This window comes from Halobacillus massiliensis, from assembly GCF_900166625.1.
Lineage (GTDB): Bacteria > Bacillota > Bacilli > Bacillales > Halobacillaceae > Halobacillus_A > Halobacillus_A massiliensis.
This window is the reverse complement of sequence record NZ_LT800499.1, coordinates 2,285,230-2,311,394: the sequence shown is the minus strand read 5'-3', so window position 1 is coordinate 2,311,394 and position 26,165 is coordinate 2,285,230. Positions and strand designations below refer to the sequence as shown.

Below are 26,165 nucleotides of genomic sequence, written 5' to 3'. Positions count from 1 at the left end.
TTTGTGAAGTTTTGCAAAATTTATGTCTACCTCTTAAAAAGTATGTCAAATACTGATATAATAAGACAGTTACAAGCTCTGTTGAAAGGAGATCGCTATGAACGAACAACAGCGGAAAGAAATGTCGCAAATTCGCCAGGAGAAGCCAGCGGACGTAAAATCCGACAAGGACAACCTGGAGAGAATTAAGCAGAAAACTAGTGAAGATTTTATGAAATATTTTGAGACTACCTATCAGCCTCCTTCTTTACGTAAAGCTCAGCGCCGCCGTAAAGAAGATGTTAAAATTCATTACGATTTTAATATTTCAGAGGAAATGGCTGGAGTCGGGGAAGGCCGTAAATACATGATTCGTACCTATGGCTGCCAGATGAATGAACATGACACGGAAGTTATGGCAGGTATTTTTGAAGAAATGGGCTATGAATCGACAAACGATACAAAAGAAGCGGATATTATTCTCCTGAACACTTGTGCTATTCGTGAAAATGCGGAGAATAAAGTTTTTGGCGAAATTGGCCATTTAAAACCTTTGAAGCTTGAAAATCCTGATTTAATTATCGGTGTCTGCGGATGTATGTCCCAGGAAGAATCGGTTGTGAACCGTATTCTTAAAAAGCATCCGTTTATTGACTTAATCTTTGGAACCCATAATATTCACCGTCTGCCTCAGCTTGTTAAAGAAGCGATGTATGGTAAGGAAATGGTTGTCGATGTATGGTCTAAAGAGGGAGATATTATTGAGAATCTTCCAAGAGCAAGAAAAGGAAAAATCAAGGGCTGGGTCAACATCATGTACGGCTGTGATAAATTCTGTACGTACTGTATCGTTCCATATACCCGTGGAAAAGAGAGAAGCCGTCTGCCTGAAGATATTATACAAGAAGTGCGTCACCTGGCTGCCCAAGGCTATAAAGAGGTCACACTATTAGGGCAGAATGTAAACGCTTATGGAAAAGATCTGGATATGGGTTACGGTCTGGGAGATCTGATGGACGAATTACGGGCAATTGATATCCCGAGGATCCGCTTTACGACATCCCACCCGCGCGATTTCGATGACCGTTTAATCGAAGTTCTGGCAAAAGGCGGAAATATGCTGGATCATATTCATCTGCCTGTGCAGTCTGGAAATTCTGACATATTGAAAATTATGGGCCGTAAATATAACCGTGAGCAATACATGACGTTAGTTCATAAGATCCGTGAAGCTATGCCGGAAGCGACATTAACGACAGATATTATTGTCGGCTTTCCGAATGAAACGGATGAACAGTTTGAGGATACATTGTCTCTTGTAGAAGAAGTAGGCTTTGAAGCGGCTTATACCTTTATCTATTCACCTCGTGAGGGAACACCAGCCGCACGAATGAGTGATAACGTCTCCATGGAAGTGAAAAAAGAAAGACTGCAGCGCTTGAATAAGATTGTGAATCAGCAGGCTGCTGACTCCATGAAAAAATATGAAGGTGAAGTCGTTGAAGTGCTGGTAGAAGGTGAAAGCAAGAAGAACAAAGAGGTACTCTCCGGTTATACGAAGAGAAACAAGCTGGTAAACTTCAGAGGACCGCGTTCTTCTATCGGCCAGCTGGTTAAAATCAAAATAACAGAAGCTAAAACCTGGTCTCTAAATGGAGAAATGGTTGAAGAAACGATAGAGGTGAAATAATTTGGCTCAATATACGAGAAAACAAGTAGTAGATGAGGCGCATAAGCTCGCAAAAATGATTGCTGAAACGGAAGAAATTGACCGTTTTAAAAAAATTGAAGCAAAATTAAATGAAAATCAAAAAGTCCAATCCCATATTAAGAAAATTAAAGCCTTGCAAAAACAGGCGGTTAACTTTCAGGCTTATGGAAAAACGGAGGCTTTGGAGCGGGTAGAAAAAGAAATTGATCGTCTTCAGGGTGAACTGGATGCGATACCGGTCGTTTCTGAATTTAAAGATACACAGTTGATTATTAATGACATTTTACAAATGATTTCAAGTACCATTTCCCGTGAAGTGACGAATGAAATTATTCGTTCAACAGGCGGAGATCTGCTCAGTGGCGAGACGGGTTCAAAAAAAAGTAATGGGGCTTGTAGTTATTAAACCAACGAATCCGTTAGATAATATTTTATCTAACGGATTTTTTTGTACAATTTTATAGGCTGATGCATAGAATGGAATACAACCGTCCTTAGAAGTCATCGAGAATATATTCACCATTTGCCCAATTCCGCATAGGATGAGTGGTAGAATAAGGAGGAGTGTTTCCTATGTCATTTTTCGAACGAGAATATCGGGAGATTATTACAAAAGCTGTCTGTGGAAAAGGTAAGAAGTTTACTGAAGCAACCCACACGATTAGTCCCTCCCATCGTCCCACTAGTATTCTTGGCTGCTGGGTCATCAACCATATCTACAATGCAAAGAAAAAAGGCGACTGTGTAGAAGTGGCCGGCAGCTATGATGCTAACGTCTGGTATTCCTATAATGACAATACCAAAACGGAAGTTGTGACGGAGCGTGTGAACTATTGTGATGTTGTGCCATTAGTTATTAAAGACGACAACTGCATTAACGATGACTTAGAGGTCGTTGCTAAAGCGGTACAACATCCCAACTGCCTTGAATGTAAAATTGCCGCCCAGGGACAAAAGATCATTGTAGAAGTCGAGAGAGAGTTCCATGTTGATGTCATTGGGGAAACAAAGCTTTGTGTTAAAGTGGATCCTAACGGCTGTGATCATGATGACTGGGATGACTATGATGATGACCTTTCATCTGATGACTTTAATGCTATTGAAACAGAGTTCCTGCCGAGCAGCAGCAGTAGCAGTCATCATAAAAAGTAGAGGTGATGTCCTTGCTGGTTCAGCGGGGCATTCTTTTTTTAACATTTCATTCGATCCCTGTGGTTATGCTATAATAGATTTATCATAAAAACGAGAAAAAGCGCGAATCCTGCGCTTTTTCTTAATTATAAGGACGTTTTGGAGGTTGACCATGGCAAATTACACACCCATGATGCAGCAGTATTTGAAAATTAAAGCACAGCATAAAGATGCTTTTTTATTTTTTAGACTTGGAGATTTTTACGAAATGTTCTTTGAAGATGCACTGCGTGCATCCAAAGAACTTGAAATTACATTAACAAGCAGGGATGGAGGAGGAGAAGATCGTATTCCAATGTGCGGAGTTCCTTATCACTCCTCGGAAAATTACATAAGACAGTTGATTGAAAAAGGATTTAAAGTAGCGATTTGTGAACAGGTAGAGGATCCAAAGCAAGCTAAAGGTGTCGTAAAACGAGAAGTCGTACAGATGATTACACCGGGAACTGTAATGGAAGGGACAATGCTTGAGGACAAAGAAAATAACTATTTAGCTTCTATTACTGAGTTTAAAGACGGCACGTTCACAGTCAGCTATAACGATTTAACGACAGGGGAGAACAGCATCGCATTAATTACCGAAGGGTTTGATGCGGTACTGAGTGAGTTATTTAATCGGCCGGTAAAAGAAGTTGTCATTGACCCTCAGCTTGATGAAACCAAACAAGAAACGCTGAAGGAGCGATTAAACTATACTCTATCATATGGAACGGAAACTAAGATGGATGAATCATTTGCAGAGCTGGTGAAAAATATCCAATCTGAAAAATTCATCACTGGTTTTGGCCGTTTATTTAATTATATTCAACTCACCCAAAAACGGTCGCTTGATCACCTTCGTCCTGTCGTTCCAATTGAACTAAAAAAATATATGTCACTTGATATGTATTCCAAACGTAATTTGGAATTGATGGAAACAATGAGAAAGCAGGGAAAGAAGGGCAGTCTTTTATCTATTTTGGATCAAACGATAACGGCTATGGGGTCAAGAATGGTAAAAAAATGGATGGAGCGGCCGCTGCTTTCTACAGAATCTATTGCAAGAAGACATGAGCAGGTGGAAGGAATGCTGAATCAATTTTTCGAACGTGAGTCGTTAAGGGAGCAGCTGAAATCAGTCTATGATCTTGAACGGCTGGCCGGCCGGGTAGCTTTTGGAAACGTAAATGCAAGGGACCTCCTTCAGCTGAAGTCCTCCTTATTCTCAATTCCAAAACTTTTGGCTACTCTCCAGCAGTTTGATCATCCTGCGATAGGAAGTCTTTATGATACAGTAGATCCGCTGACAGATTTAGCCAATCTTCTTGACACAAGTATAAAAGAAGATGCGCCGCTTGCTATTAAGGACGGCGGTATTATTCAAGACGGCTATAATGAACAGCTTGATGAGTATAGAGATGCATCAAGGAACGGGAAAAAATGGATTGCTCAGCTTGAAGCAAAGGAGCGCCGTGAAACAGGCATTAAATCTCTGAAAATTGGTTATAACCGTGTCTTCGGTTATTACATTGAAGTGACTAAAGCGAACCTTCATCATCTGGCGGAAGGGCGTTACGAAAGAAAACAGACATTAACGAATGCCGAACGTTATATTACACCGGAGCTGAAGGAAAAAGAATCTCTCATTCTTGAAGCCCAGGAGAAAAGCGTGGAATTGGAATATGAGCTCTTCCTAAAAGTTCGGGAGCAAGTGAAAACTTATGTACAGCAGCTGCAAATACTGGCTGAGCAGGTTAGTAAAATTGATGTTCTTCAAGGCTTCGCTCATATCGCAGACAATTACCGTTACGTTAAGCCATCTTTTAATGATAAGCGCTGTGTAGATATTAAAGAAGGTCGGCATCCAGTGGTAGAACAAGTGATGAAGGAAGAATCTTTTGTCCCAAACGATATTTTCATGGATGAATTGATGGATATCCTTCTTATTACAGGGCCGAATATGTCTGGTAAAAGTACGTACATGAGACAGCTTGCATTAACAGCAATTATGGCTCAGATTGGAAGCTTTGTACCTTGTGAATCTGCTTCTCTTCCAATTTTTGACCAGATCTTTACGAGGATAGGCGCGGCGGATGACTTAGTAGCAGGGCAGAGCACATTTATGGTCGAAATGCTGGAAGCTAATCATGCTTTAACACACGCAACAGAGAACAGCCTGATTCTGCTTGATGAAATTGGGAGAGGGACAAGTACTTATGACGGCATGGCTTTAGCTCAGGCGATCGTTGAGCATATTCATAGTGAAATTGGGGCAAAAACAATGTTTTCGACCCACTATCACGAACTCACAACATTGGAAAGTGACCTCCCGCGGCTTCGCAATGTGCACGTCCGTGCCGAAGAGTATGAAGGAAATGTCGTATTTCTACACCAGATTCAAGAAGGTGCGGCTGACGAAAGTTATGGAATCCACGTAGCTAAGCTTGCTGATTTACCAGAACCGTTAATTAAGAGAGCGAGTCACTTACTGAATTCTTTTGAATCCGGTCCTACTCATAAGGAAACAGCGGCCGCAGTGGAAGAAGAACAATTAACTTTATTCGTTGAAAAAGAACAAAACCATACGAAAACAAGGGAAAAGAAAAATGGTCTTGAGAAAGAGCTGCTTCAATTGAACCTGATGGAAATGACGCCAATGGATGCGATGAACGAATTGTATCGGCTGCAAAAAAGTTTAAAATAACGTCAAAAATTAACGGTATATTTATTATGTAAACTATTGGTTATGTGAATGGATGGATCAACTTAGAAGAGGGGAGGGGAAATTATGGGCGTTATACAGCTCATGCCAGATCATCTGGCCAATAAAATTGCAGCGGGTGAGGTTGTTGAAAGGCCGGCATCCGTCGTAAAAGAACTGCTTGAGAATTCGATTGATGCAGGAAGTCGTTCAATTACTATTGAACTGCAAGAAGCCGGCTTGCAGCGTATCCGAATCGTTGATAATGGCCGGGGTATGGATGAAGAAGATGCTGTGCTCTCTTTCTCCAGACACGCAACGAGTAAAATTAAAGGAGAAGAGGATTTGTTCCATGTCCGGACTCTTGGATTTAGAGGAGAGGCGCTGGCGAGTATTGCAGCAGTAAGCCGTTTAACTCTGAAGACGTCACCGGGAGAAACAGCAGGGATTAAGCTTGAGCTTGAAGGTGGTAAGATTATTAATCGTGAGAAAAGCGATGCCAGAAAAGGAACAGAAATTATTGTGGATGAGCTTTTTTATAACACACCTGCACGGTTGAAATACATGAAAACGATCAACACAGAGCTTGGGCACATCACTGATGTGTTAAACCGTATGGCGCTCGCTCACCCAGAGATTCAATTTTCATGCAAGCACAATGATAAAGAGCTGTTCCGGACGAATGGCCGCGGGGACCTTCTGCAGGTTATCGCTAAAATTTACGGAATGAATGTGGCTCGTAAAATGGTACCTGTGGAAGCGGAAAGTATAGATTTTACGATAAAAGGCTATATTGCAAAACCAGAAATATATCGGGCTTCCCGAAATTATACCTCAACAATAGTAAATGGCCGTTACGTGAGAAGTATGGTCTTAAATAAAGCCATTCATCAGGGGTATCATACGCTGCTTCCAATTGGCAAGAGCCCGATCGTTGTATTAAATGTAGAAATGGATCCGATTCTAGTGGATGTAAACGTTCACCCTGCAAAGCTTGAAGTAAGGTTCAGTAAGGAAAAAGAATTGTTCAGCCTCTTGGCAGACACCATACAAACGGCTTTTCGAAAAGAAATGCTGATCCCGCAAGTAAAAGATGAGCCTTCAAAAAAACCTGAGAAATTAATTAGCAGCCAGGAAACGTTTGATTTCTACGAGTCAAAGCCGGCCGTAAAATGTGAAGAACGACCGGTTGTTCAAGAGCCTACAGATTATTATAAAGAAAAACAGTCAGAAATTCTTGAAAGTATTCAGCAGGATGTCATCAGCCAGCCAGAATCTGAAATTCATCGAGAGACTTCTTATGAAGACGAGCATGTGAAAAGAGAAGCACTGCAAGAGAAGGAAAAACAGAGAGTGCCTGTCATGTATCCGATCGGTCAGCTGCACGGAACATATATTCTTGCTCAAAACGAAGAAGGAATGTATATTGTCGATCAGCATGCCGCCCAGGAAAGAATTAAATATGAATTTTTCCGTGACCGGATAGGTGAGGTTGAGCATGAGGTGCAGGAACTGCTGGTGCCGATGACCTTTGATTTTCAATACCATGAAGCTTTAAAAATTGAAGAGCACAAAGAAGAGCTTGAGAGGGTAGGGCTGTTTTTTGAAGCGTTCGGGGACAACAGTTATATCATCCGCTCGCACCCCCAATGGTTTCCACAAGGCTTCGAGGAAGAAGTGATCCAGGAAATGATTGAGCAGCTGTTTGAAAATGAGCGGATCGATCTTAAGAAGCTGCGGGAAGAAGCGGCCATTCTTATGTCATGTAAGAGATCGATCAAAGCGAATCATTATTTAAATAACGATGACATGTTTAAGCTTCTTGAGGATTTGAGAAAATCAACTGATCCATTCACTTGTCCCCATGGACGCCCGATTATTGTTTTCTTTTCTGAGTATGAGATGGAGAAAATGTTTAAGCGGGTGATGTAGAAAAAATCAGTGCTTATACAAAATTAAAAAGCATGTTCCCGGCCGGGGGCATGCTTTTTTGTGTTATTAAAAAATATCAAGATGTCTGTTTCTGTTGAAGCAGAAAGCGAAAGTAATTTTCGATCTGGTGAATTTCTTCAGCCTGAACGCTTAGCCAGGATTTTTTATCAAAAATTACCGAACGATCAAAACCTTTTTCCTCTAAAAACTGTTTAATTTCTCTAATGTCATCTTCTTGTTCATCGCTTAGTCCTAATAAGTAATCTGCGGTCGTATGAAGGGCATGAGCTATTTTCGATAAGTCTTCAAGATCAGGTGACGTGTACTGTCGTTCCCAGTTGGATACGACTTGGGCAGATACACCAACTTTTTCAGCAAGCATCGTCTGTGTAAGACGCCTTTTCTTACGCAATGACTTAATCCTTTCATGAACCACTTCATACACCTCCTGTTTCTATTCTACCACAATACTAACGAATGTCGATACCAAAACTAACGAATTTGTTGATTTTTTCTAACGGAACTCGTTAGTAATGATAACGAGTTCCGTTAGTTTGGGCTCTGAGGTATGATTCTTATGCGTTTCATGTATAATGGGGACTGAGGAAGGTGAGGTATTTTTGAAGCCTAAAGTTGTTTGTGTAGTTGGCCCGACGGCCGTAGGAAAATCTGAGTTGGGAATTAGAATTGCTCAATGTTTCAATGGGGAAGTTATCAGCGGAGATTCAATGCAGATTTATAAAGGGATGGATATTGGAACTGCCAAGGTTTCTAAAGATGAAATGCAGGGAATTCCCCATCATCTTATCGATATAAAAGAACCGAGTGAGTCTTACTCAGCAGCTGAATTCCAGGAAGCTGTCCACCGCTTAATTGAGGATTTGGAGAACAGAGGGAAACTTCCGGTAATTGTAGGAGGGACAGGTCTTTACATACAAGCAGCCCTGTTTGATTTTCAGTTTTCCAATCAGAAGCGGGATGATAAAATTATAGACCGTTTAGAAAAAGAAGCTGAAGATCAAGGGATACAGGCTTTATATGAGCGGCTTGCTGAGATTGATCCAGAGCAGGCTGATAAGATTCATCCTAATAATAAACGGAGGGTGTTCAGGGCGCTTGAAGTTTATGAATCGACAGGGAAAACATTGAGCGACTTTCATAAAGAACAAACGAGCGGCTCACCGTTTCAACCTATTATGTTAGGACTTGAAATGGAAAGAAAACTCCTTTATGAAAGGATCAACAGCCGGGTAGATCTTATGATAGAAAAAGGGCTGGAAGATGAAGTTCGGTCACTTTATCATCAAGGGCTTAAAGATTCACAATCAATGAAAGCGATCGGCTATAAAGAATTTATCCCTTATTTTGAAGGTGAATATGACTTCAGCCGCTCAGTTGAACTTTTAAAAAGAAATTCAAGACGTTATGCAAAACGCCAGTTCACTTACTTTAAAAATAAAATGGACATTAATTGGTATGATATAGATCCTGTTGAAAAAAACGCGGGGATTGAAAAAATATTGACAGATTTAGCAGGAATGCTGGAAGAAACCTAGAATGTAATTAATATAGATAGAAAAGGAGGAAAATGTATGGCTCAGTCTGTGAACATTCAGGATAATTATTTGAATCAACTTAGGAAAGATCGCATGCAGGTTACGGTGTTCTTGCTAAACGGCTTCCAATTAAGAGGTGTTGTTAAAGCCTTTGACAATTTTACTGTACTTCTAGAAACCGACGGGAAGCAGCAGCTCATCTTTAAACATGCGATTTCTACTTTTGCCCCTGCAAAAAATGTATCACTTGATAAAGAAGGTTAAAATAAACGAGCGCTGATATGCGCTCGTTTTTTTGTTTGTGTGTTTTGGGCGTGTGTCACGAATTTCTCTGTATTAGCGTATGATACATGGAAGTAAGGAGGGATTCGTGTGAACCAGCAGGCTAAACTTGCACGCCAGGGAACCATCAATATCGTACTGCAAGAAGGGAAGAAGGCAGCAGCTGTCAAAGCGGCCTCTCAAACTGTTTCCAAAGCCCAGCCCTTTCGTATTATTGATAATTATTTTTCTTCCGTTATAGGTTTACAAGATCTCAAAAAGAGAATGAAAGAAATATATGCTCAAGTGTTAGTTGAGAAGAAACGTAAGGAAATCGGTTTAAAAAACAATGATCAAGTCCTTCATATGATTTTTCGAGGAAACCCGGGAACAGGTAAGACGACGGTCGCCAGGAAGGTGGCAGAACTGTTTAGGGATGTAGAGGTATTAAAAGAAGGACACTTTATCGAAGTGGACCGCAGTGAGCTGGTAGGTGAATATATTGGCCACACGGCTCAGAAAACGAAAGATTTAATAATGAAAGCCAGGGGTGGAGTGCTTTTTATTGATGAAGCGTACTCCTTAGCTCGTGGAGGGGAGAAAGACTTTGGGAAAGAAGCGATAGATACGATCGTGAAATGCATGGAAGATTACCATGATGAGTTGATCATTATTCTTGCGGGTTATCCTAAAGAAATGGATGATTTCTTAAAGGTCAATCCGGGCCTTGCTTCACGATTCCCTCTTCAGCTTACATTTCCTGATTACTCAGCAGATGAACTGGCGAGCATTGCTAAGGTGATGATTGCGGAAAAAGAATATGCCTTCACTCCGCAAGCTGAACGGAAGCTATACGAGCATTTAAAAGAAATGTGCAAATACCCGCCCAGAAATTTTTCTAACGCTCGGTATGTAAGAAATGTAATTGAGGAAGCTATACGTAAACATGCCTATCGCCTGGCGGATAGAGCGGAATGGGATAAATCCGATTTAGTTTTTCTTCAGCCTCCCGACTTTATATTATAAAGGAGGCTGACTTTGCTGTTTTTTGATAAGATGAAGAATGACCATTTTTTTATTATAAAGAAAGGTGGGGGCAATTATGGAAAAAGAACAAGTCGTCCTCGTAGCGCGAAAAGCTCCCAGAGAAGATGAAGGTAGATTTTACTCTTCTTTAAATGAGCTTCAGTCCTTAACAGAAACAGCTGGAGGACAAGTATGCGGTGTTGCTGTTCAAAATAAAGAACGCATTCACCCTGCCACCTATTTAGGTGAAGGGAAATTAGAGGAAATTAAAGAAGAAGCAGAGGGAAAAGATGCTCAGCTCGTTATCTTTAACGATGAACTCTCTCCCAGTCAGCTTCGTAATATTAGCGACCGCCTGGAACGGAGGGTAATTGACCGCAGTCAATTAATTTTAGATATCTTCGCGAGCCGCGCCCGTACAAAGGAAGGGAAGCTTCAAGTAGAGCTCGCGCAGCTTGAATATCTCCTTCCTCGTCTAGCTGGTCAGGGTACGGAACTGTCACGTCTAGGCGGTGGTATAGGAACAAGGGGGCCCGGGGAAACAAAACTTGAAACAGATCGTCGTCATATTCAGAGACGTATTGATGATATTAAGCGCCGATTAAAAACGGTTGTGAAACAACGTGAGCAGTACAGGAAAAAAAGAGTGGAAAATTTCGCTTTCCAAATTGCTGTTGTCGGCTATACAAATGCTGGGAAATCGACGTTTTTTAATCGTTTAACAGACAGTGATTCTTTTGAGGAGGACTTGCTGTTTGCGACGCTTGATCCATTAACACGCCAAATTAGACTTCCTTCAGGCATGCGCGTATTGGTTTCGGATACGGTAGGATTTATTCAGGATCTTCCTACAACGTTGATAGCTTCCTTTAGGTCAACACTTGAAGAGGTTACGGAAGCGGATTTTATTTTGCACATGGTCGATGCTTCTCATCCAGATTATTCCGAACATGAAAAAACGGTTCATCGGCTGTTGAGAGATTTGCAGGCGGACCACCTTCCTTCATTAACCGCTTATAATAAAATCGATCTTATCAGTGGGGAGTTTGTGCCGCCGTCCAATCCTTCCATTAGCGTAAGTGTGAAGGATCCTGAGGATATTGAAAGACTGGCTAAAAAAATTGAGCAAGTTTTAATTGAAGACTGGCAGCCGTATAAAATTCAAATCCCGGCTTCCAATGGAAAAAAGCTTGAACAATTAAAGGGGCAGAGTATCGTAAAGACTGTGCAATTCGATGAAGAGACAGAAGGGTATAATGTGGAAGGATTTATCCATCCCGATCATCCTTCAAAAACAAAATTTTTAAGTTAGGAAGTATGAAGTATGGAAGCCATCATAAGGAATGTTGAAGAAATGATTACACCACAGCACAAAATGATTACAGCTTTGGTGGAAAAAAATCAAAAGAAAGTGCTGCAGGCGTTTAGACAGTTAAAGATATCTGATTCTCACTTTAACCCTACGACCGGTTATGGCTATGATGATTATGGAAGGGACGGGCTCGAAGAGTTATACGCCCAGATTTTTAAAGCAGAGGACGCGATTGTCCGTTCCCAGCTTATCTCAGGTACCCACGCTATAACAACGGCTCTGTTTGGTGTTTTAAGGCCGGGAGATGAGCTCTTATATATAACGGGAGAACCGTATGACACATTAGAGGAAGTGATTGGCAAGAAAGGCGGGAAAGATACGGGTTCTTTGCAGGATTTTGGGATTACATATCAATCCGTCCCGCTGCAATCAGAAGGGAGGATGGACCGAAAGAAAGCTGCTTCATCCATACATTCCAGGACGAAGGTTGTAGCTATCCAGAGGTCTAAAGGCTACGCTGACCGTCCTTCTTTTACGATTGATGAAATCGAAGATATGATTGTATACATACGTTCGATTAAGTCAGATGTTGTTATATTTGTTGACAATTGCTACGGGGAGTTTGTGGAAGATAAAGAACCAATTGAAGCAGGGGCTGACCTGATTGCTGGATCACTGATTAAAAATCCGGGGGGTGGTTTAGCGAGAGTCGGCGGCTATATTGCCGGGAGAAAGGACCTTATCGAGCAGTGCAGCTACCGGTTGACTGCCCCTGGTCTTGGAAAGGAAACGGGTCCAAGCTTAAATACATTGCAGGAAATGTATCAAGGTATCTTTCTGGCGCCTCACGTAGTAGGAGAAGCTCTAAAGGGAGCTGTGTTTACAGCTAAACTGCTTGCTGAACTGGGCTTTACTACTTCTCCTGAATTTGATGCGAAACGGACAGATTTAATTCAGTCGGTAAGCTTTCAAACAGAAGAACAAATGGTCCGTTTTTGTCAGTCTATTCAAGCTTCTTCACCGATCAATTCACATGTCACCCCTTATCCAAGTCCTATGCCAGGGTATGAGAGTGACGTAATTATGGCAGCGGGCACGTTTGTGCAGGGGGCCAGTCTGGAACTGACAGCGGACGGTCCAATAAGGCCGCCGTATATGGCTTTTGTTCAGGGAGGATTAACTTACGCCCACGTAAAAATCGCCGTCACAGAAGCGGTGAAAAAAGTATTTTTGGAGCAGGAAAATACCACTAATTGACTTTTTTGAAAATTTTGATGTGAAGTTTTGTAACATATGTTGACATTAAAAAGGTCTAAAGTATAATAAAGGTAGAATTTCAATTTGGGGGTGGCTGTCGATGAGTGATCAAATTCGTCGTTCCATGCCTTTGTTCCCGATGGGTATTGTACAATCCTTAACAGATCTTTCTGCAAGGCAGATCAGATATTATGAACAGCATAAGCTTGTCGCTCCAGCTCGTTCGGAGGGTAACCGCCGACTGTTTTCCTTTAATGATGTGGACCGTCTTCTTGAAATTAAGGCCCTCATTGAAAAAGGTGTAAACATGGCAGGTATTAAGCAGGTGCTGTCTATATCCGAGCAGCCTGAGAATGAAGAATACGACAAGAGTAAAGTGGAGGAAGTTCATAATGAACTGACAGATCGCGAACTCCGTCGTATGCTGCAACAGGAATTACTAACCGCGGGAAGATTAGGGAAAATGAATCTGAGACAAGGTGAAATGTCCAGATTCTTTCATTAGAAATGACTAGGAGGAGAAACATGGGATTAACTAGAGAAGAAATTTTCAAAAAAATTGAGGAAGAAAACGTAAAGTTTATTCGTCTTCAATTTACAGACATGCTTGGCACAATTAAAAACGTAGAAATTCCGGTGAGTCAGCTGGATAAAGCACTAGATGGTATGATGATGTTTGATGGATCTTCTATCGAAGGTTTTGTTCGTATTGAAGAGTCTGATATGTACTTAGTACCTGACCTGGATACTTTTGTTGTATTCCCGTGGTCCTCTGAAAAAGGAAAAGTTGCTCGTTTTATTTGTGATATTTACAATCCGGATAAAACACCTTTTGAAGGATGCCCGCGTTATAACTTAAAGCGCAACCTTAAGAAAATGGAAGAGCTAGGTTTTTCTGCCTTCAATATCGGTACAGAGCCGGAATTTTTCCTCTTTAAGCTTGATGAGAAAGGCGAACCTTCCATGGAGCTGAATGATAAAGGGGGATACTTTGATCTGGCACCAACCGATCTAGGGGAAAACTGCCGCCGTGATATCGTTCTTGAGCTTGAAGAAATGGGCTTTGAAATCGAAGCTTCCCACCACGAGGTAGCTCCGGGACAGCATGAAATCGACTTCAAATATTCCGACGCTATTAAGCATTGTGATGATATTCAAACATTTAAGCTTGCTGTTAAAACGATTGCCCGTAAACACGGACTTCACGCGACTTTCATGCCGAAACCGCTATTTGGCGTTAACGGCTCCGGAATGCACGCTAACATGTCTCTTTTTAAAGAAAATGGCAATGCGTTCTTTGATGAAAATGGAAAAGAGCAGCTTTCCGAAGTAGCCTATCAATTCACAGCAGGAATTATTAAGCATGCTACGAACTTTACAGCTGTAACAAACCCAACAGTTAACTCCTATAAGCGTCTTGTCCCAGGTTATGAAGCGCCTTGTTATGTGGCCTGGTCTGGACAAAACCGCAGCCCGCTTGTGCGTGTGCCGACTTCCCGCGGCCTGAGCACTCGTATTGAAGTGCGCAGTGTAGACCCTGCAGCGAACCCATACCTTGCGATGGCGGTTCTGCTTGCAGCTGGTCTTGATGGAGTGGAAAACAAACTGGAAGCTCCCGCTCCTGTAGACAGAAACATTTATGTTATGAACAAAAAAGAGCGTGAGGCGCACGGTGTACAAGACCTGCCGGCAACTCTTTATGATGCCCTTGAAGAGCTTCAAAAAGATGAGGTTATGGTACAGGCTCTTGGAGAGCACTTGTTCGAGCATTTTATTGAAGCTAAAGAAATTGAATGGGATATGTTCAGAACTCAAGTACACCCTTGGGAAAGAGAACAATATATCCAGCAGTACTAATAAAAAAACCGGAGACCTTTTACAGGTTCTCCGGTTTTTTTATGCTTAATCAGCTGCTTAACATTTTTCTAATAAAGGTTCTCATTTTCTCGCCAGCATAACTGCTAAGTTTAATTTCTGGGTTCTTTATCAGACAATAGTCAAGAAGCAGTCCTTGGTAGAAAGTGAGTGTCATTTCAGTGAAATCTTCAGTAGGTCCGTAAAATCTGAATTCCCCTTTAATTTTCCCTTGTTCAATGATATCGTTCACAATCGAATACAGCTTTTCACTATCCTTTGGATTAGTAGTGAGCTTATTTAAGAGGACGATAGCAAGAAATTCTTGCCCCAGCTTTTCAGAAAATGAAAAACCAGCATGAAGGACGTTTAGCAGTCTTTCTTCGTTTGAGCGTTCCGGCGAGTTTTCAGAAAAAAGCTTTTCATACTCTTCATCGATTTTTCGGTAGTGATCTACTATTACTTCATCCTTCGATTTGTAATAAGTATAAAAAGACCCCTTTGATGTTCCCGCTTCAAGAGTGATATCTTCCACGCTTGTATTCTCATATCCCTTTTCTTTAAACAATTTAACTGCACTTTCCTGAAGTGATTTCCTTGTATTCAATGCCTTCTTTTGGCGTGAACTGAGGTTATTTTTCATCTTAAAAACCCGCCTTTTTTACCTTTAATTATACATGACCGTAGTCATTGACTCAAATTAATGACTACGGTCAATGACTTGAGTCAATGGAGAGAGTCGGTATAGATTCTATATTTTTAATCAGGTTATTCATTTTTTTATGTGAAGAAGCTGGCCAATCTAAAAAAAGAAGCCACAAAAAAATCCCCCTGTTCACTCGATGTGAACAGGGGGATTTTTGATTACTTTAATGGACCGTACGATATAAACCGACAACTCTTCCTAAAATGCTGACATCATTTAATATAATGGGATCCATTGTCGCATTCTCAGGCTGGAGGCGGATATGATTTGTTTCTTTGAAAAAGCGTTTAACCGTCGCTTCTTCATCTTCAGTCATAGCTACTACGATGTCTCCATTATTAGCGGTAGTCTGCTGTCTTACGATTACCATGTCTCCATCTAATATACCAGCTTCAATCATACTTTCTCCCTGAACGACCAGAACAAACGTTGTATCCTCTGGTCCTGCCAGAGAATCAGGAAGAGGAACATATTCTTCAATGTTCTCAATTGCAGTAATAGGTGAACCGGCCGTAACCTTACCAATGACAGGAGCATAGGCTGCTTCGCCTTTTGGTATACTGTTCTCCTCTTCAAGCTCAATGACTTCAATAGCTCTCGGTTTTGTCGGATCCCTGCGGATATAACCTTTTTTCTCTAAACGAGAAAGATGACCGTGTACGGTAGAACTTGAAGCGAGGCCTACAGACTGGCCGATTTCTCTCACAGATGGCGGATATCCTTTTAATAGAACTTGTTCTTTAATAAAATCTAGTATTTCCTGCTGTCTTTTAGAAAGTTTATTCATATTTATACACCTCGAACATAGGATTTAATTACATATATTCTATCATGATAGTTTTAAAAATACAAACAAGCGTTCGAAAAAATTCATTGACAGGAACAATCGTTCGTATATAATGAAACTATAAAAAGCGAACAAATGTTTCTAAGAACAAGAGTTCGAATCGGAGGGTGTAATTATGTTTAACAAATTATCTATGCTTGATGTAACGTACATTCTATTATTTATTGCAAGTCTTGCTTTTCTTTATTATTCTATGGTGACGAGCATATAGGTCGCTTGTTATACAGGAACAGTAAGGCGGGAGATGAAGTGAAAGCCATTTTATACTGCAGAGTCAGTACGGAGAAAGAAGAACAGGTAACATCGCTTGCACGTCAGAAAGTGGAGCTAATATCACTGGCTGAAAAACATTCTATTGAAATCATAGATTGTATAGAGGAACAGGCAAGCGGTTATGACATCGAGAGAGAAGGAGTATTTCAACTTCTTGAAGCTTTTTCAAATGAAGAGGCGGACATTCTTATGATTCAGGATGAAACAAGGCTAGGACGGGGTAATACAAAAATAGCCTTGTTTCATCAGCTTCATAAACTTAACATAAAAATTTTTACGTTAACTGATAATGGAGAAATGCAGATGTCAGAATCAGACTCGATGGTTCTTCAAATTGTCGGCATCGTCGAAGAGTATCAGCGTAAGATACATAATATGAAGATTAAACGTGGAATGAGAAGGGCAGTCGAACAAGGGTATAAGCCTGAAAAAAACCTTAAGAATCAGCATTTATCCCCTGGCAGGGAGCGGCGCGATTTTCCAGTAGAGGAAGTGGTCAGGCTTCGTAAGAATAAGCTTACTTTTCATGAAATAGCGGCGACATTAAGGGGACTGGGATATAATGTATCCAAAGCCACTGTACACCGCAGGTACCAGGAGTATGTGACGCTTGAAAACAAGTCAGAAAACCGTTAAAATATACAAGACAAGGGCAGGAAAAGCTCTTGTCTTTTTCATTTGATCCTATAATAAGGAGGAGAATGGCAGATGCTTACGAATGAAAAGCTTCAGCGTATAAATGAGCTTTCTCATAAATCAAAAAATCAAGGATTAACCGATACTGAGAAAAAAGAACAGCAGAACCTTCGTCAGGAATATTTAAAAAATGTACGAAAGTCTTTTAAAAATCAGTTGAAAGGGATGACAGTCGTCGATCCAAACGGTAATGACGTAACTCCTCAAAAGCTGAAAGATATGCAGGAGAATGAGAAGAAGCACTAAATATCCGCACCTCATGAAAGGTGCGGAATTTTTGTTTTCCAGCTCATAATCTGATAAATCTTGGCAAAAATACTCTTAAATTCGCTGGTTTTCTGTAACATTGCTTGTCACATGGGCTTTTTCATTATAGGATAATACTTGTTACATACGAAACCAGAAAGGGGAACAAAACACATGGCAAACAGCCTTGCACAAACTTCAATTAATACAATTCGAACACTTACCATTGATGCGGTAGAAAAAGCAAATTCCGGTCACCCGGGGATGCCGATGGGTTCCGCTCCTATGGCTTATACTTTATGGACAGAGTTCATGAATCATAACCCAAAAAATTCCAGCTGGTTTAACCGCGACCGATTCGTTCTTTCAGCGGGTCACGGCTCCATGCTTCTATACAGCCTTCTTCACTTGTCCGGATATAATGTGTCCATTGATGATCTTAAGAACTTCCGTCAATGGGACTCTAAAACTCCGGGACACCCTGAATACGGTCATACAGACGGTGTGGAAGCTACCACTGGTCCGCTGGGGCAGGGGCTTGCAATGGCGACCGGTATGGCGATGGCTGAAGCTCACTTAAGCGCTAAGTACAATCGTGACCATTATAACGTTGTCGATCACCATACTTTCGCTATTTGCGGAGACGGTGATTTAATGGAAGGCGTTTCTCAGGAATCCGCTTCCTTAGCCGGCCACCTTGGGCTTGGAAAATTGGTTGTTCTTTACGATTCTAACGATATTTCTCTAGACGGCGACCTTAACCGCTCCTTTAGCGAAAGTGTAGAGAAGCGTTATGAAGCTTATGGCTGGCAGGTGATTCGTGTAGAAGACGGTACAGATACCGACACGATTGCAAAAGCGATTGAGCAGGCGAAAGCCAACACAGATCAGCCGACAATGATTGAAGTTAAAACAATCATCGGTTATGGTTCACCTAATAAATCCGGGAAATCCGCTTCTCACGGTGCTCCATTAGGAGAAGAAGAAGCAACGGCAGCGAAAGAGTACTATAAGTGGGGACATGATGAACCTTTCCACGTTCCAGAAGAAGTCTACCAGGATTTCAAAGACAAAGTTCAAGCTAACGGGGAAAAGCAGGAACAAGCATGGAATGAGCTGTTTTCTCAGTATAAAGAGGCCCACCCTGAGCTGGCTTCCGAACTTGAAGCAGCGATTGAAGGCAAGCTTCCTGAAGGATGGGAGAAAGAGCTTCCTGTTTACACAGCAGGTGAAGACAAGTTGGCTACTCGCGCCTCTTCGGGAGAAGCGATTAATGCGCTCTCTGATAAGATCCCTTATTTCTTTGGCGGAAGCGCCGATCTTGCCGGATCCAATAAAACGGCAGTAAAAGATCAGGAAGACTTCTCCCGTAAAAATTATGCAGGACGAAACATCTGGTTTGGTGTTCGCGAATTTGCGATGGCTGCTGCATTAAACGGTATGGCGCTTCACGGCGGTTTAAAAGTTTATGGCGGTACTTTCTTCGTATTCAGTGATTACCTGCGTCCGGCGCTTCGTTTGTCAGCGCTTATGAATCTGCCGGTTAACTACGTGTTGACACATGATTCCGTGGCTGTTGGTGAAGATGGTCCGACACACGAGCCTGTAGAACAGCTGGCTTCATTAAGAGCTATGCCAAACCTTTCTGTTATGCGTCCGGCGGATGGTAACGAAACAAGTGCGGCATGGAGATTAATGCTTGAATCCAATACAACACCGACGGCTCTTGTCTTAACTCGTCAGGGTCTTCCTACTTTGAAAGGTACGAGCTATGAAGGTGTGAAGCGCGGGGCTTATATTTTAAGTGATTCTGATAAGAGCACACCTGATGGCATCCTTCTAGCTTCAGGTTCTGAAGTGCAGCTTGCTGTACGTGCTCAGGAAGAACTGAAGACTAAAGGTTACGATGTGCGTGTCGTAAGTGTTCCTTCCTTCGACCGTTTCGAAGCCCAGGATTCAGAGTATAAAGAAAAAGTACTTCCATCTGACGTAAGACAGCGTCTTGCAATCGAAATGGGAGCATCCTTCGGCTGGGAGCGTTATGTCGGCATTGACGGTGCTGTTATCGGTATTGATAAATTTGGCGCCTCAGCTCCGGGAGATGAAGTTATTGAGAAGTATGGCTTTACTGTAGAAAATGTAGTGAAACATGCAGAAAGCTTAATGGGATAAATGAAAGTATGGCTGCTGCCGAATCAGGCAGCAGCTTCCTTTTACATAAAGGTGAAAAAGTGACAAAAGTACATGCTGGACCATGACAAAAAACGACATACTTATTCTTTCCTGCTGGCTATAATACTGGCAAGGAGGATTGGTGATATGCAATTTGCGGTCTATGCTATAAAAAAAGAAGTAACCGAACAATATTATTATAAAGTCGATATTTTGAAGAAGTTTTTTGAAGAATGCAGGAATTTCCCTCATTCTCATGTTTATAAAAAGCAGCTGGACTACATCACGAATCATTTCTCATTTATTGAATGGCTCAAAAATATTTACAGCAGCCAAGCAAATTTTAATAGTCAATTATTCGATTGTATAAGGAATTATGATATACTAGAAGATAAGAAATGCTGTTGTCTATTTCAGTGTGACAGCCTCTGGCAGGCAGAACGGGTACTATTTCAACCGTTAAGAATGTGTGATCAATCGTTTTTTATCGTAGAAGAAAGCGGAGAACATTACGGATGGATTTCCCCTTTTATACGTCAGCGTCTGTTATCGTAAAAGGCTATTGTATTCATCAATGTCTTTTACTATACTGTTATGGGAGACAACACGAAGGAGGAAGACGTTGATATGACTTTGGGTATCGTATGGGTCATCATCATTGCTCTATTAGCACTTGTAGGTGGAGTAGCCTTGGGCTTTTTCATTGCTAGAAGATATATGATGAATTATTTGAAGAAGAACCCGCCTATTAATGAGCAAATGCTGCGTACTATGATGATGCAGATGGGACAAAAGCCGTCGCAGAAAAAGATCAATCAAATGATGCGTGCAATGAACAACCAAATGAAATAGCAATCATAGGCAAGCCTTTACTGTCATAAAAAACAGTAGAGGCTTTTTATATGATGAAAAATTCTTTAAATCTTCATGGGTATTTGATCGTTTTTTAAAGCCTTCTTTGATACAATTAGGTCGAATCTATTGATAGGGGACATCTTTATGACAGACATAAACGTATTTTTAGCCTTTGGGGCGGGATTTCTATCTTTTATTTCCCCGTGCGTACTGCCCTTGTATCCAGCCTTTCTATCCTATATTACCGGAATGAGTGTAAGTGAGCTAAAAGAGGATAATGGGATGCTCAAAAGGAGAAGCTTAATACATACCATTCTGTTTTTGCTCGGCTTTTCAACCATTTTCTTAATCATGGGATTTTCAGGATCATTCTTTGCCCAGTTTCTCGTTCAGTATGATGATATAATCCGCCGGCTTGGTGCGGTATTAATTATCTTTTTTGGTTTTGTAATTATCGGTGTATTCAACTTCAATTTTTTAATGAAAGACAGGAAGATTGCTTTTAAAAACCGTCCAAGCGGTTATGTAGGAACATTCCTAATCGGGCTGACTTTTTCACTGGGATGGACGCCATGCACCGGTCCGATTCTTTCAGCAGTTATCGTTCTTGGAGCAGACCAGCCGCAATTATTTTTACTAATGATGATTGCTTACTCTTTAGGGTTTTCAGTTCCGTTTCTTATCCTTTCTTTCTTTATAGGGAAGCTTGGATGGATTAAACGCCACAGCGCTTCTATAGTAAAAGCTGGCGGCTATATCATGATTGCACTAGGAGTGGCTTTGTATTTCGACTGGATGACGAAGCTTACTTCTTTCCTGGCAGGGCTCTTTAATTTTCAAGGGTTTTAAGCTATTGGATTTTCAGAAGGATTTATATTATGATTAAACTATTAATTAGGTAAAAAGGAGCTTTTTTTGTATGAAAGGGTCAAATGATTTAATTTTGCGCACGGCAACATCTCTGATTGCCTTTATACTCATGGGATTTTCGATTTATTTATTCTTCGCCGGACATAATAAACCAGGTGGAGGCTTTATTGGAGGATTAATGGCAGCGGCTGCTCTAATTCTTATGTATATGGCTTACGGAGAGAAGGCCATGAGGAAAATCTTTCGTGTGGACTATTTATACATGGTCTTTACTGGATTGCTCATTGCCGTTCTTTGCGGAGTAGGCGCATTTCTTTTCGGCTCACCATTCTTATCTCACAGCTTCGGATACTTCCAGCTTCCAATCTTTGGAAAGGTTGAACTGGCGACCGCAATGATATTTGATTTGGGGGTTTATTTAACATGTATTGGTATCACTATGGCTATTATTTTAACTGCTTCAAGTGATGCAGCGGCTCAAACAGAGTGAAAGTAATGTAAAAGCATGAAAGAGTGAATGCTATGTTATGGTTAATTGCAAGCACTGTCGCCGCAGCTTTTATGGCTATAGGGATGATTTTCGTTCGTCTCAGAGCAGCAAAGCGGCCGGCGAGTGTAAAAAAAATTATATTGCCGCCTTTATTTATGAGCACCGGGGCTTTGATGTTTATCTTCCCGGTGTTTCGTGTGGGATGGAGTCAGGTTCTCGAGGCTGTAACTATCGGAGCTATCTTTTCCTTTTTCCTTATTCGGGCTTCAAAGTTTGAAATAAGAGAAGGGGATATCTATTTAAAACCTTCCCGGGCATTTATTTTTATTTTAATCGGTCTGCTCGTTCTCAGGATTGTGTTAAAGCTTATTATTGGAAGCTCCATATCGTTTGGGGAAACGAGTGGGATGTTCTTCCTGTTAGCTTTTGGCATGATTATAACTTGGAGGCTGGCTATGCTCCGGCAGTACTTACGTCTGGAAAAAACAATGACTAAAAAAAGCTGCGCCCTTTAGGGTGCAGCTTTTTTGAAATATAGGATTTGTGTGAATGAGCGGAGTTTTCAAAATAAAAACCGGCTCCTGGGTGGAATCAGCTTAACGGTCAAACAATGGCTGATATGGTGTGATATCAATTTGTTTCTCTTCAAGTTTTTTAATAAGAAATTTATGATCGCGTTTAGGGGTAGCCAATATGTAGCCTTCGATTATAATTTCTTCAGAAATTCTTGAACTTTTCTGCTCCAGTGCTACCTGGCCGATCCTACCGGCGATTTTTTGTTTAGCTACATCACGGAATAATTCAGGCACAGGGGAGACAAGTTCCTCAAGCAGTTCTTTCTGTTCAGGCTTCCACATGTGCAAGGTTTTCTCAATATAATATTCTTCCCAGTCAATGGCAGACCGGCCATCTTCTTTTGGCATCCTTTTAAGAAATTTTCGAAACATAAAAAAGCCGCCAATGGCCATCAAGGTGATCATGATTACTATCCATCCAATGATAAATAGTGCAAAGCCGCCCGACATATAATCACTCTTTTCCTTATTCATTGTCTTTTTTTATTATAAAAGCTTCCTACTAGAATAACAAGGAGGATTTGCACTCTGTCATATTTCAACAAATGAGCTGTCGGAATTCAAAAAATATTGCTTAAATATTTTACTAATGAATCGTTTTCATATACAATAAAGGGTGCATAATTTGCAGACTTGTTATAAGAAAGCAAATGATCATTGGGGAGTGGGGAAGCCTTTTTTAAAAAAAGGCATCGCCATTTTAATTTTGATGAGGGGGTAAAAGGAAAAATGGCTAGCAATGCATTTAATGCACGCAAAAAGTTTGACCTGAACGGCCAAACGTACAACTATTATGATTTAAAAGCCTTAGAAGATGCAGGACATGGTAAGATTTCCCGCCTGCCTTTCTCTATCCGAATCTTGCTTGAATCTCTGCTTCGTCAGCATGACGGACGAGTGATTAAAGATGAGCACGTAGAGAGTCTAGCAAACTGGGGAACTAGTCAATCAAAAAGAGAAGATGTCCCATTTAAACCTTCTCGCGTAATTTTACAGGATTTCACTGGAGTCCCTGCCGTAGTAGACCTTGCTTCTCTTAGAAAAGCAATGGTGGATCTTGGCGGAAGTCCGGAAAAAATCAACCCAGAAGTCCCGGTTGATCTAGTAATCGACCACTCTGTTCAAGTTGATAAGTACGGAACTGCTGATTCCCTGAATGTTAATATGGAGCTTGAATTTGAGCGTAACAAAGAGCGTTATGAGTTCCTTCACTGGGCACAGAAAGCATTTAATAATTACCGTGCGGTTCCGCCGGCAACAGGTATCGTGCACCAGGTAAACCTTGAATATCTTGCAAATGTTGTGCACTCTGTTGAGAATGATGAAGGAAGCTATGATACTTATCCAGATACATTAGTTGGTACTGACTCACATACTACAATGATCAATGGCCTTGGTATTCTTGGCTGGGGTGTTGGCGGTATTGAAGCCGAAGCCGGAATGTTAGGACAGCCTTCTTATTTCCCGGCACCTGAAGTTATCGGTGTTAAATTAAATGGAAGCTTTCCTCAAGGAACGACAGCTACAGACTTAGCTCTTAAAGTGACTCAAAAACTGAGAGAACAAAGTGTAGTAGGCAAGTTCGTTGAATTCTTTGGACCGGGTCTTCAGGAAATGCCGCTTGCTGACCGTGCGACTATCTCAAACATGGCGCCAGAATACGGTGCGACTTGTGGTTTCTTCCCGGTTGACGGAGAAGCACTTGAATATTTGCGCTTAACGGGCCGCAGCGAAGAACACATTCAGATTGTAGAGAAATACTGCAAAGAGAACAGCTTGTGGTATGATCCTTCCCAGGAAGATCCAGAGTTCACAAAACTCGTTGAAATCGAACTTAGTGAGCTGGAACCAAACCTTTCTGGACCAAAACGTCCACAGGATTTAATTCCTCTTTCCAAGATGAAGGAATCCTTTGAAAAGGCGATCACTGGACCAGCAGGAAACCACGGGTTCGGTCTTGGGAAAGATGAATTTAATAAAGAAGTAGAAGTCGAATTTGCGAATGGACAGAAATCTGTCATGAAGACAGGGGCTCTGGCTATTGCAGCAATCACTTCCTGTACGAACACTTCTAACCCGCACGTAATGCTTGGTGCAGGATTAGTTGCTAAAAAGGCAGTGGAACGCGGTCTTGAAGTACCGGATTATGTAAAAACTTCATTAGCGCCAGGTTCTAAAGTAGTAACACGTTATCTTGATGATTCCGGGCTTAACACTTATTTAGATAAACTTGGGTTTAACTTAGTAGGTTATGGCTGTACAACTTGTATCGGTAACTCCGGTCCACTTCTACCAGAAATCGAAAAAGCCATTGCCGATAGTGATCTGACAGCTTCGTCTGTACTTTCTGGAAACCGAAACTTTGAAGGACGTATCCACCCGCTAGTGAAAGCGAACTATTTGGCTTCTCCGCCCCTTGTAGTTGCTTACGCTCTTGCCGGTACGGTTGATATCGATCTCAAGACTGAGCCACTCGGTACTGATAAAGAAGGAAAACCAGTGTACTTTAACGATATCTGGCCTACATCACAAGAAGTTAAACAAGAGGTTGCACGTGTGGTTACACCGGAGATCTTCCAAAAAGAATATGAAAATGTCTTTAATTCCAACGAAAAATGGAATGAAATCGATACGACGGACGAACCGTTATATGACTGGAACGAAGATTCCACATATATTCAGAATCCTCCGTTCTTCGAAGGACTTACACCGGATCCTGAAACTGTGAAGCCGCTTGAAGGTATGCGCGTTATTGGGAAGTTCGGAGATTCCATTACAACAGACCACATTTCTCCAGCAGGAGCGATTCCAAAAGATATGCCTGCCGGTGAATATCTGCAAGCTAATGATGTTTCACCTCGAAACTTTAACTCTTACGGTTCCCGCCGTGGTAACCATGAAGTGATGATGAGAGGTACATTTGCCAACATCCGTATCCGTAACGAATTAGCTCAAGGAACGGAAGGTGGATATACAAATTATTGGCCGACAGAAGAAGTTATGCCGATTTATACAGCTGCGATGAAGTATAAAGAGGATAACACACCGCTTGCTATCATTGCTGGTGATGACTACGGCATGGGAAGCTCTCGTGACTGGGCAGCAAAAGGTACAGACCTTCTTGGCATTAAGACGGTTATTGCTCAAAGCTTTGAGCGTATTCACCGTTCTAACCTTGTTATGATGGGTGTCCTTCCGCTTCAGTTTAAAGAAGGAGATACTATTGAATCTCTTGGACTGACTGGACGCGAAGCTATTGACGTTCAAATTGATGAGTCTGTGAAGCCGCATGACTTAGTTAAAGTAACGGCTACAAGTGAAGACGGTACGAAGAAAGAATTTGAAGTAATTGCCCGATTTGATAGTGAAGTAGAAGTAGACTACTACCGCCACGGTGGTATCCTGCGTATGGTACTTCGTAACAAACTGGCATAATCATTAATAAAAGCCTGTTGTCTGTAAAGACAGCAGGCTTTTATTTATGTAGGGAAATGGATTAAAAACGAACAGTTAACTTTCTCTTTTGCTACCTCTTAATAAATCTTTGAGGCTCATAAACAAACTGTACTCGTTCCGTTAACCACAATATAGAGAAGCGAGCCTGGGGAAACGACTCGCTTTCCATGGGCGAACGGTGAGCTTCCTCGGGCTTTTCGCCCTCCGGGATCTCACCCTG

Annotated in this window: 25 protein-coding genes; 21 read left to right on the top strand and 4 right to left on the bottom strand. The window is 41.4% G+C overall.

Annotation, left to right across the window (positions count from 1 at the left end):
* Positions 1-97 precede the first annotated feature (97 nt).
* The 5 genes from miaB to mutL all read left to right on the top strand — a co-directional run bounded on the left by miaB (position 98) and on the right by mutL (position 7,493).
* On the top strand, positions 98-1,669 hold the full coding sequence (gene miaB, locus B7E06_RS11525; protein WP_082234125.1) for a tRNA (N6-isopentenyl adenosine(37)-C2)-methylthiotransferase MiaB: 1,572 nt from the start codon (positions 98-100) through the stop codon (positions 1,667-1,669).
* 1 nt (position 1,670) lies between these two features.
* Positions 1,671-2,096, top strand: a complete 426-nt coding sequence (locus B7E06_RS11520; protein WP_082234124.1) for a YlbF/YmcA family competence regulator — start codon at positions 1,671-1,673, stop codon at positions 2,094-2,096.
* Positions 2,097-2,263: 167 nt separating this feature from the next.
* Positions 2,264-2,842, top strand: coding sequence for an outer spore coat protein CotE (locus B7E06_RS11515; protein ID WP_082234123.1), 579 nt, complete (start codon positions 2,264-2,266; stop codon positions 2,840-2,842).
* Between the two features lie 151 nt (positions 2,843-2,993).
* Complete coding sequence (gene mutS / locus B7E06_RS11510) at positions 2,994-5,564, top strand: DNA mismatch repair protein MutS (RefSeq protein ID WP_082234122.1); 2,571 nt, start codon at positions 2,994-2,996, stop codon at positions 5,562-5,564.
* A gap of 84 nt (positions 5,565-5,648) precedes the next feature.
* Positions 5,649-7,493, top strand: a complete 1,845-nt coding sequence (gene mutL / locus B7E06_RS11505) for a DNA mismatch repair endonuclease MutL (RefSeq protein ID WP_082234121.1) — start codon at positions 5,649-5,651, stop codon at positions 7,491-7,493.
* 76 nt (positions 7,494-7,569) lie between these two features.
* Here the strand turns inward: mutL and B7E06_RS11500 are convergent, their stop codons facing one another.
* Positions 7,570-7,929, bottom strand: a complete 360-nt coding sequence (locus B7E06_RS11500) for a helix-turn-helix domain-containing protein (RefSeq protein ID WP_082234120.1) — start codon at positions 7,927-7,929, stop codon at positions 7,570-7,572.
* Positions 7,930-8,113: 184 nt separating this feature from the next.
* On the opposite strand from B7E06_RS11500, the gene miaA reads away from it, so the two are divergent.
* The 7 genes from miaA (at position 8,114) to glnA (ending at position 14,762) form a co-directional block, all read left to right on the top strand.
* Positions 8,114-9,049: a tRNA (adenosine(37)-N6)-dimethylallyltransferase MiaA gene (gene miaA / locus B7E06_RS11495; RefSeq protein WP_082234119.1), complete on the top strand. Its 936-nt coding sequence runs from the start codon at positions 8,114-8,116 to the stop codon at positions 9,047-9,049.
* A 36-nt stretch (positions 9,050-9,085) separates the two neighbouring features.
* Entirely contained in the window at positions 9,086-9,313 is a 228-nt protein-coding gene (gene hfq, locus B7E06_RS11490; protein ID WP_082234118.1) for an RNA chaperone Hfq, read from the top strand.
* Between the two features lie 108 nt (positions 9,314-9,421).
* Positions 9,422-10,336, top strand: a complete 915-nt coding sequence (locus tag B7E06_RS11485; RefSeq protein WP_143414490.1) for an AAA family ATPase — start codon at positions 9,422-9,424, stop codon at positions 10,334-10,336.
* A 76-nt stretch (positions 10,337-10,412) separates the two neighbouring features.
* A complete protein-coding gene (gene hflX, locus B7E06_RS21565) occupies positions 10,413-11,648 on the top strand; it encodes a GTPase HflX (RefSeq protein ID WP_143414489.1) in 1,236 nt (411 codons plus the stop codon).
* Between the two features lie 12 nt (positions 11,649-11,660).
* Positions 11,661-12,905, top strand: coding sequence for a methionine gamma-lyase family protein (locus tag B7E06_RS21560; RefSeq protein ID WP_143414488.1), 1,245 nt, complete (start codon positions 11,661-11,663; stop codon positions 12,903-12,905).
* A 100-nt stretch (positions 12,906-13,005) separates the two neighbouring features.
* Positions 13,006-13,410, top strand: a complete 405-nt coding sequence (locus B7E06_RS11475) for a MerR family transcriptional regulator (RefSeq protein ID WP_082234117.1) — start codon at positions 13,006-13,008, stop codon at positions 13,408-13,410.
* Positions 13,411-13,430: 20 nt separating this feature from the next.
* On the top strand, positions 13,431-14,762 hold the full coding sequence (gene glnA / locus B7E06_RS11470) for a type I glutamate--ammonia ligase (protein WP_082234116.1): 1,332 nt from the start codon (positions 13,431-13,433) through the stop codon (positions 14,760-14,762).
* Positions 14,763-14,811: 49 nt separating this feature from the next.
* On the opposite strand, the gene B7E06_RS11465 is transcribed toward glnA, so the two are convergent.
* Positions 14,812-15,402: a TetR/AcrR family transcriptional regulator gene (locus tag B7E06_RS11465; protein WP_082234115.1), complete on the bottom strand. Its 591-nt coding sequence runs from the start codon at positions 15,400-15,402 to the stop codon at positions 14,812-14,814.
* A gap of 226 nt (positions 15,403-15,628) precedes the next feature.
* On the bottom strand, positions 15,629-16,252 hold the full coding sequence (lexA, locus tag B7E06_RS11460) for a transcriptional repressor LexA (RefSeq protein WP_082234114.1): 624 nt from the start codon (positions 16,250-16,252) through the stop codon (positions 15,629-15,631).
* A gap of 309 nt (positions 16,253-16,561) precedes the next feature.
* Between lexA and B7E06_RS11455 the strand changes: the two genes are divergently transcribed.
* The 8 genes from B7E06_RS11455 (at position 16,562) to B7E06_RS11420 (ending at position 22,429) form a co-directional block, all read left to right on the top strand.
* Positions 16,562-17,221, top strand: coding sequence for a YneB family resolvase-like protein (locus tag B7E06_RS11455; protein WP_082234113.1), 660 nt, complete (start codon positions 16,562-16,564; stop codon positions 17,219-17,221).
* Between the two features lie 72 nt (positions 17,222-17,293).
* Positions 17,294-17,527, top strand: a complete 234-nt coding sequence (locus B7E06_RS11450; protein ID WP_082234112.1) for a DUF896 domain-containing protein — start codon at positions 17,294-17,296, stop codon at positions 17,525-17,527.
* Between the two features lie 174 nt (positions 17,528-17,701).
* A complete protein-coding gene (gene tkt, locus B7E06_RS11445) occupies positions 17,702-19,699 on the top strand; it encodes a transketolase (protein WP_082234111.1) in 1,998 nt (665 codons plus the stop codon).
* Between the two features lie 147 nt (positions 19,700-19,846).
* The gene (gene sirA / locus B7E06_RS11440) at positions 19,847-20,254 is read left to right on the top strand and encodes a sporulation inhibitor of replication protein SirA (protein ID WP_179134041.1); all 408 of its coding nucleotides are present in this window, start codon (positions 19,847-19,849) and stop codon (positions 20,252-20,254) included.
* 72 nt (positions 20,255-20,326) lie between these two features.
* Entirely contained in the window at positions 20,327-20,551 is a 225-nt protein-coding gene (locus B7E06_RS11435) for a YneF family protein (RefSeq protein ID WP_082234109.1), read from the top strand.
* A gap of 147 nt (positions 20,552-20,698) precedes the next feature.
* Complete coding sequence (locus B7E06_RS11430; protein ID WP_082234108.1) at positions 20,699-21,403, top strand: cytochrome c biogenesis CcdA family protein; 705 nt, start codon at positions 20,699-20,701, stop codon at positions 21,401-21,403.
* A 70-nt stretch (positions 21,404-21,473) separates the two neighbouring features.
* Positions 21,474-21,914 carry a Na(+)/H(+) antiporter subunit B gene (locus tag B7E06_RS11425; RefSeq protein ID WP_082234107.1) on the top strand — a complete coding sequence of 147 codons (441 nt, stop codon included), beginning with the start codon at positions 21,474-21,476 and terminating at the stop codon, positions 21,912-21,914.
* A 32-nt stretch (positions 21,915-21,946) separates the two neighbouring features.
* Complete coding sequence (locus tag B7E06_RS11420) at positions 21,947-22,429, top strand: CcdC family protein (protein ID WP_082234106.1); 483 nt, start codon at positions 21,947-21,949, stop codon at positions 22,427-22,429.
* Between the two features lie 81 nt (positions 22,430-22,510).
* Here the strand turns inward: B7E06_RS11420 and B7E06_RS11415 are convergent, their stop codons facing one another.
* Positions 22,511-22,939, bottom strand: coding sequence for a DUF2621 domain-containing protein (locus B7E06_RS11415; RefSeq protein ID WP_082234105.1), 429 nt, complete (start codon positions 22,937-22,939; stop codon positions 22,511-22,513).
* Between the two features lie 279 nt (positions 22,940-23,218).
* Here B7E06_RS11415 and acnA point away from each other — a divergent pair, with 279 nt between their 5' ends.
* The gene (gene acnA / locus B7E06_RS11410) at positions 23,219-25,924 is read left to right on the top strand and encodes an aconitate hydratase AcnA (protein WP_082235988.1); all 2,706 of its coding nucleotides are present in this window, start codon (positions 23,219-23,221) and stop codon (positions 25,922-25,924) included.
* Positions 25,925-26,165: the final 241 nt, after the last annotated feature.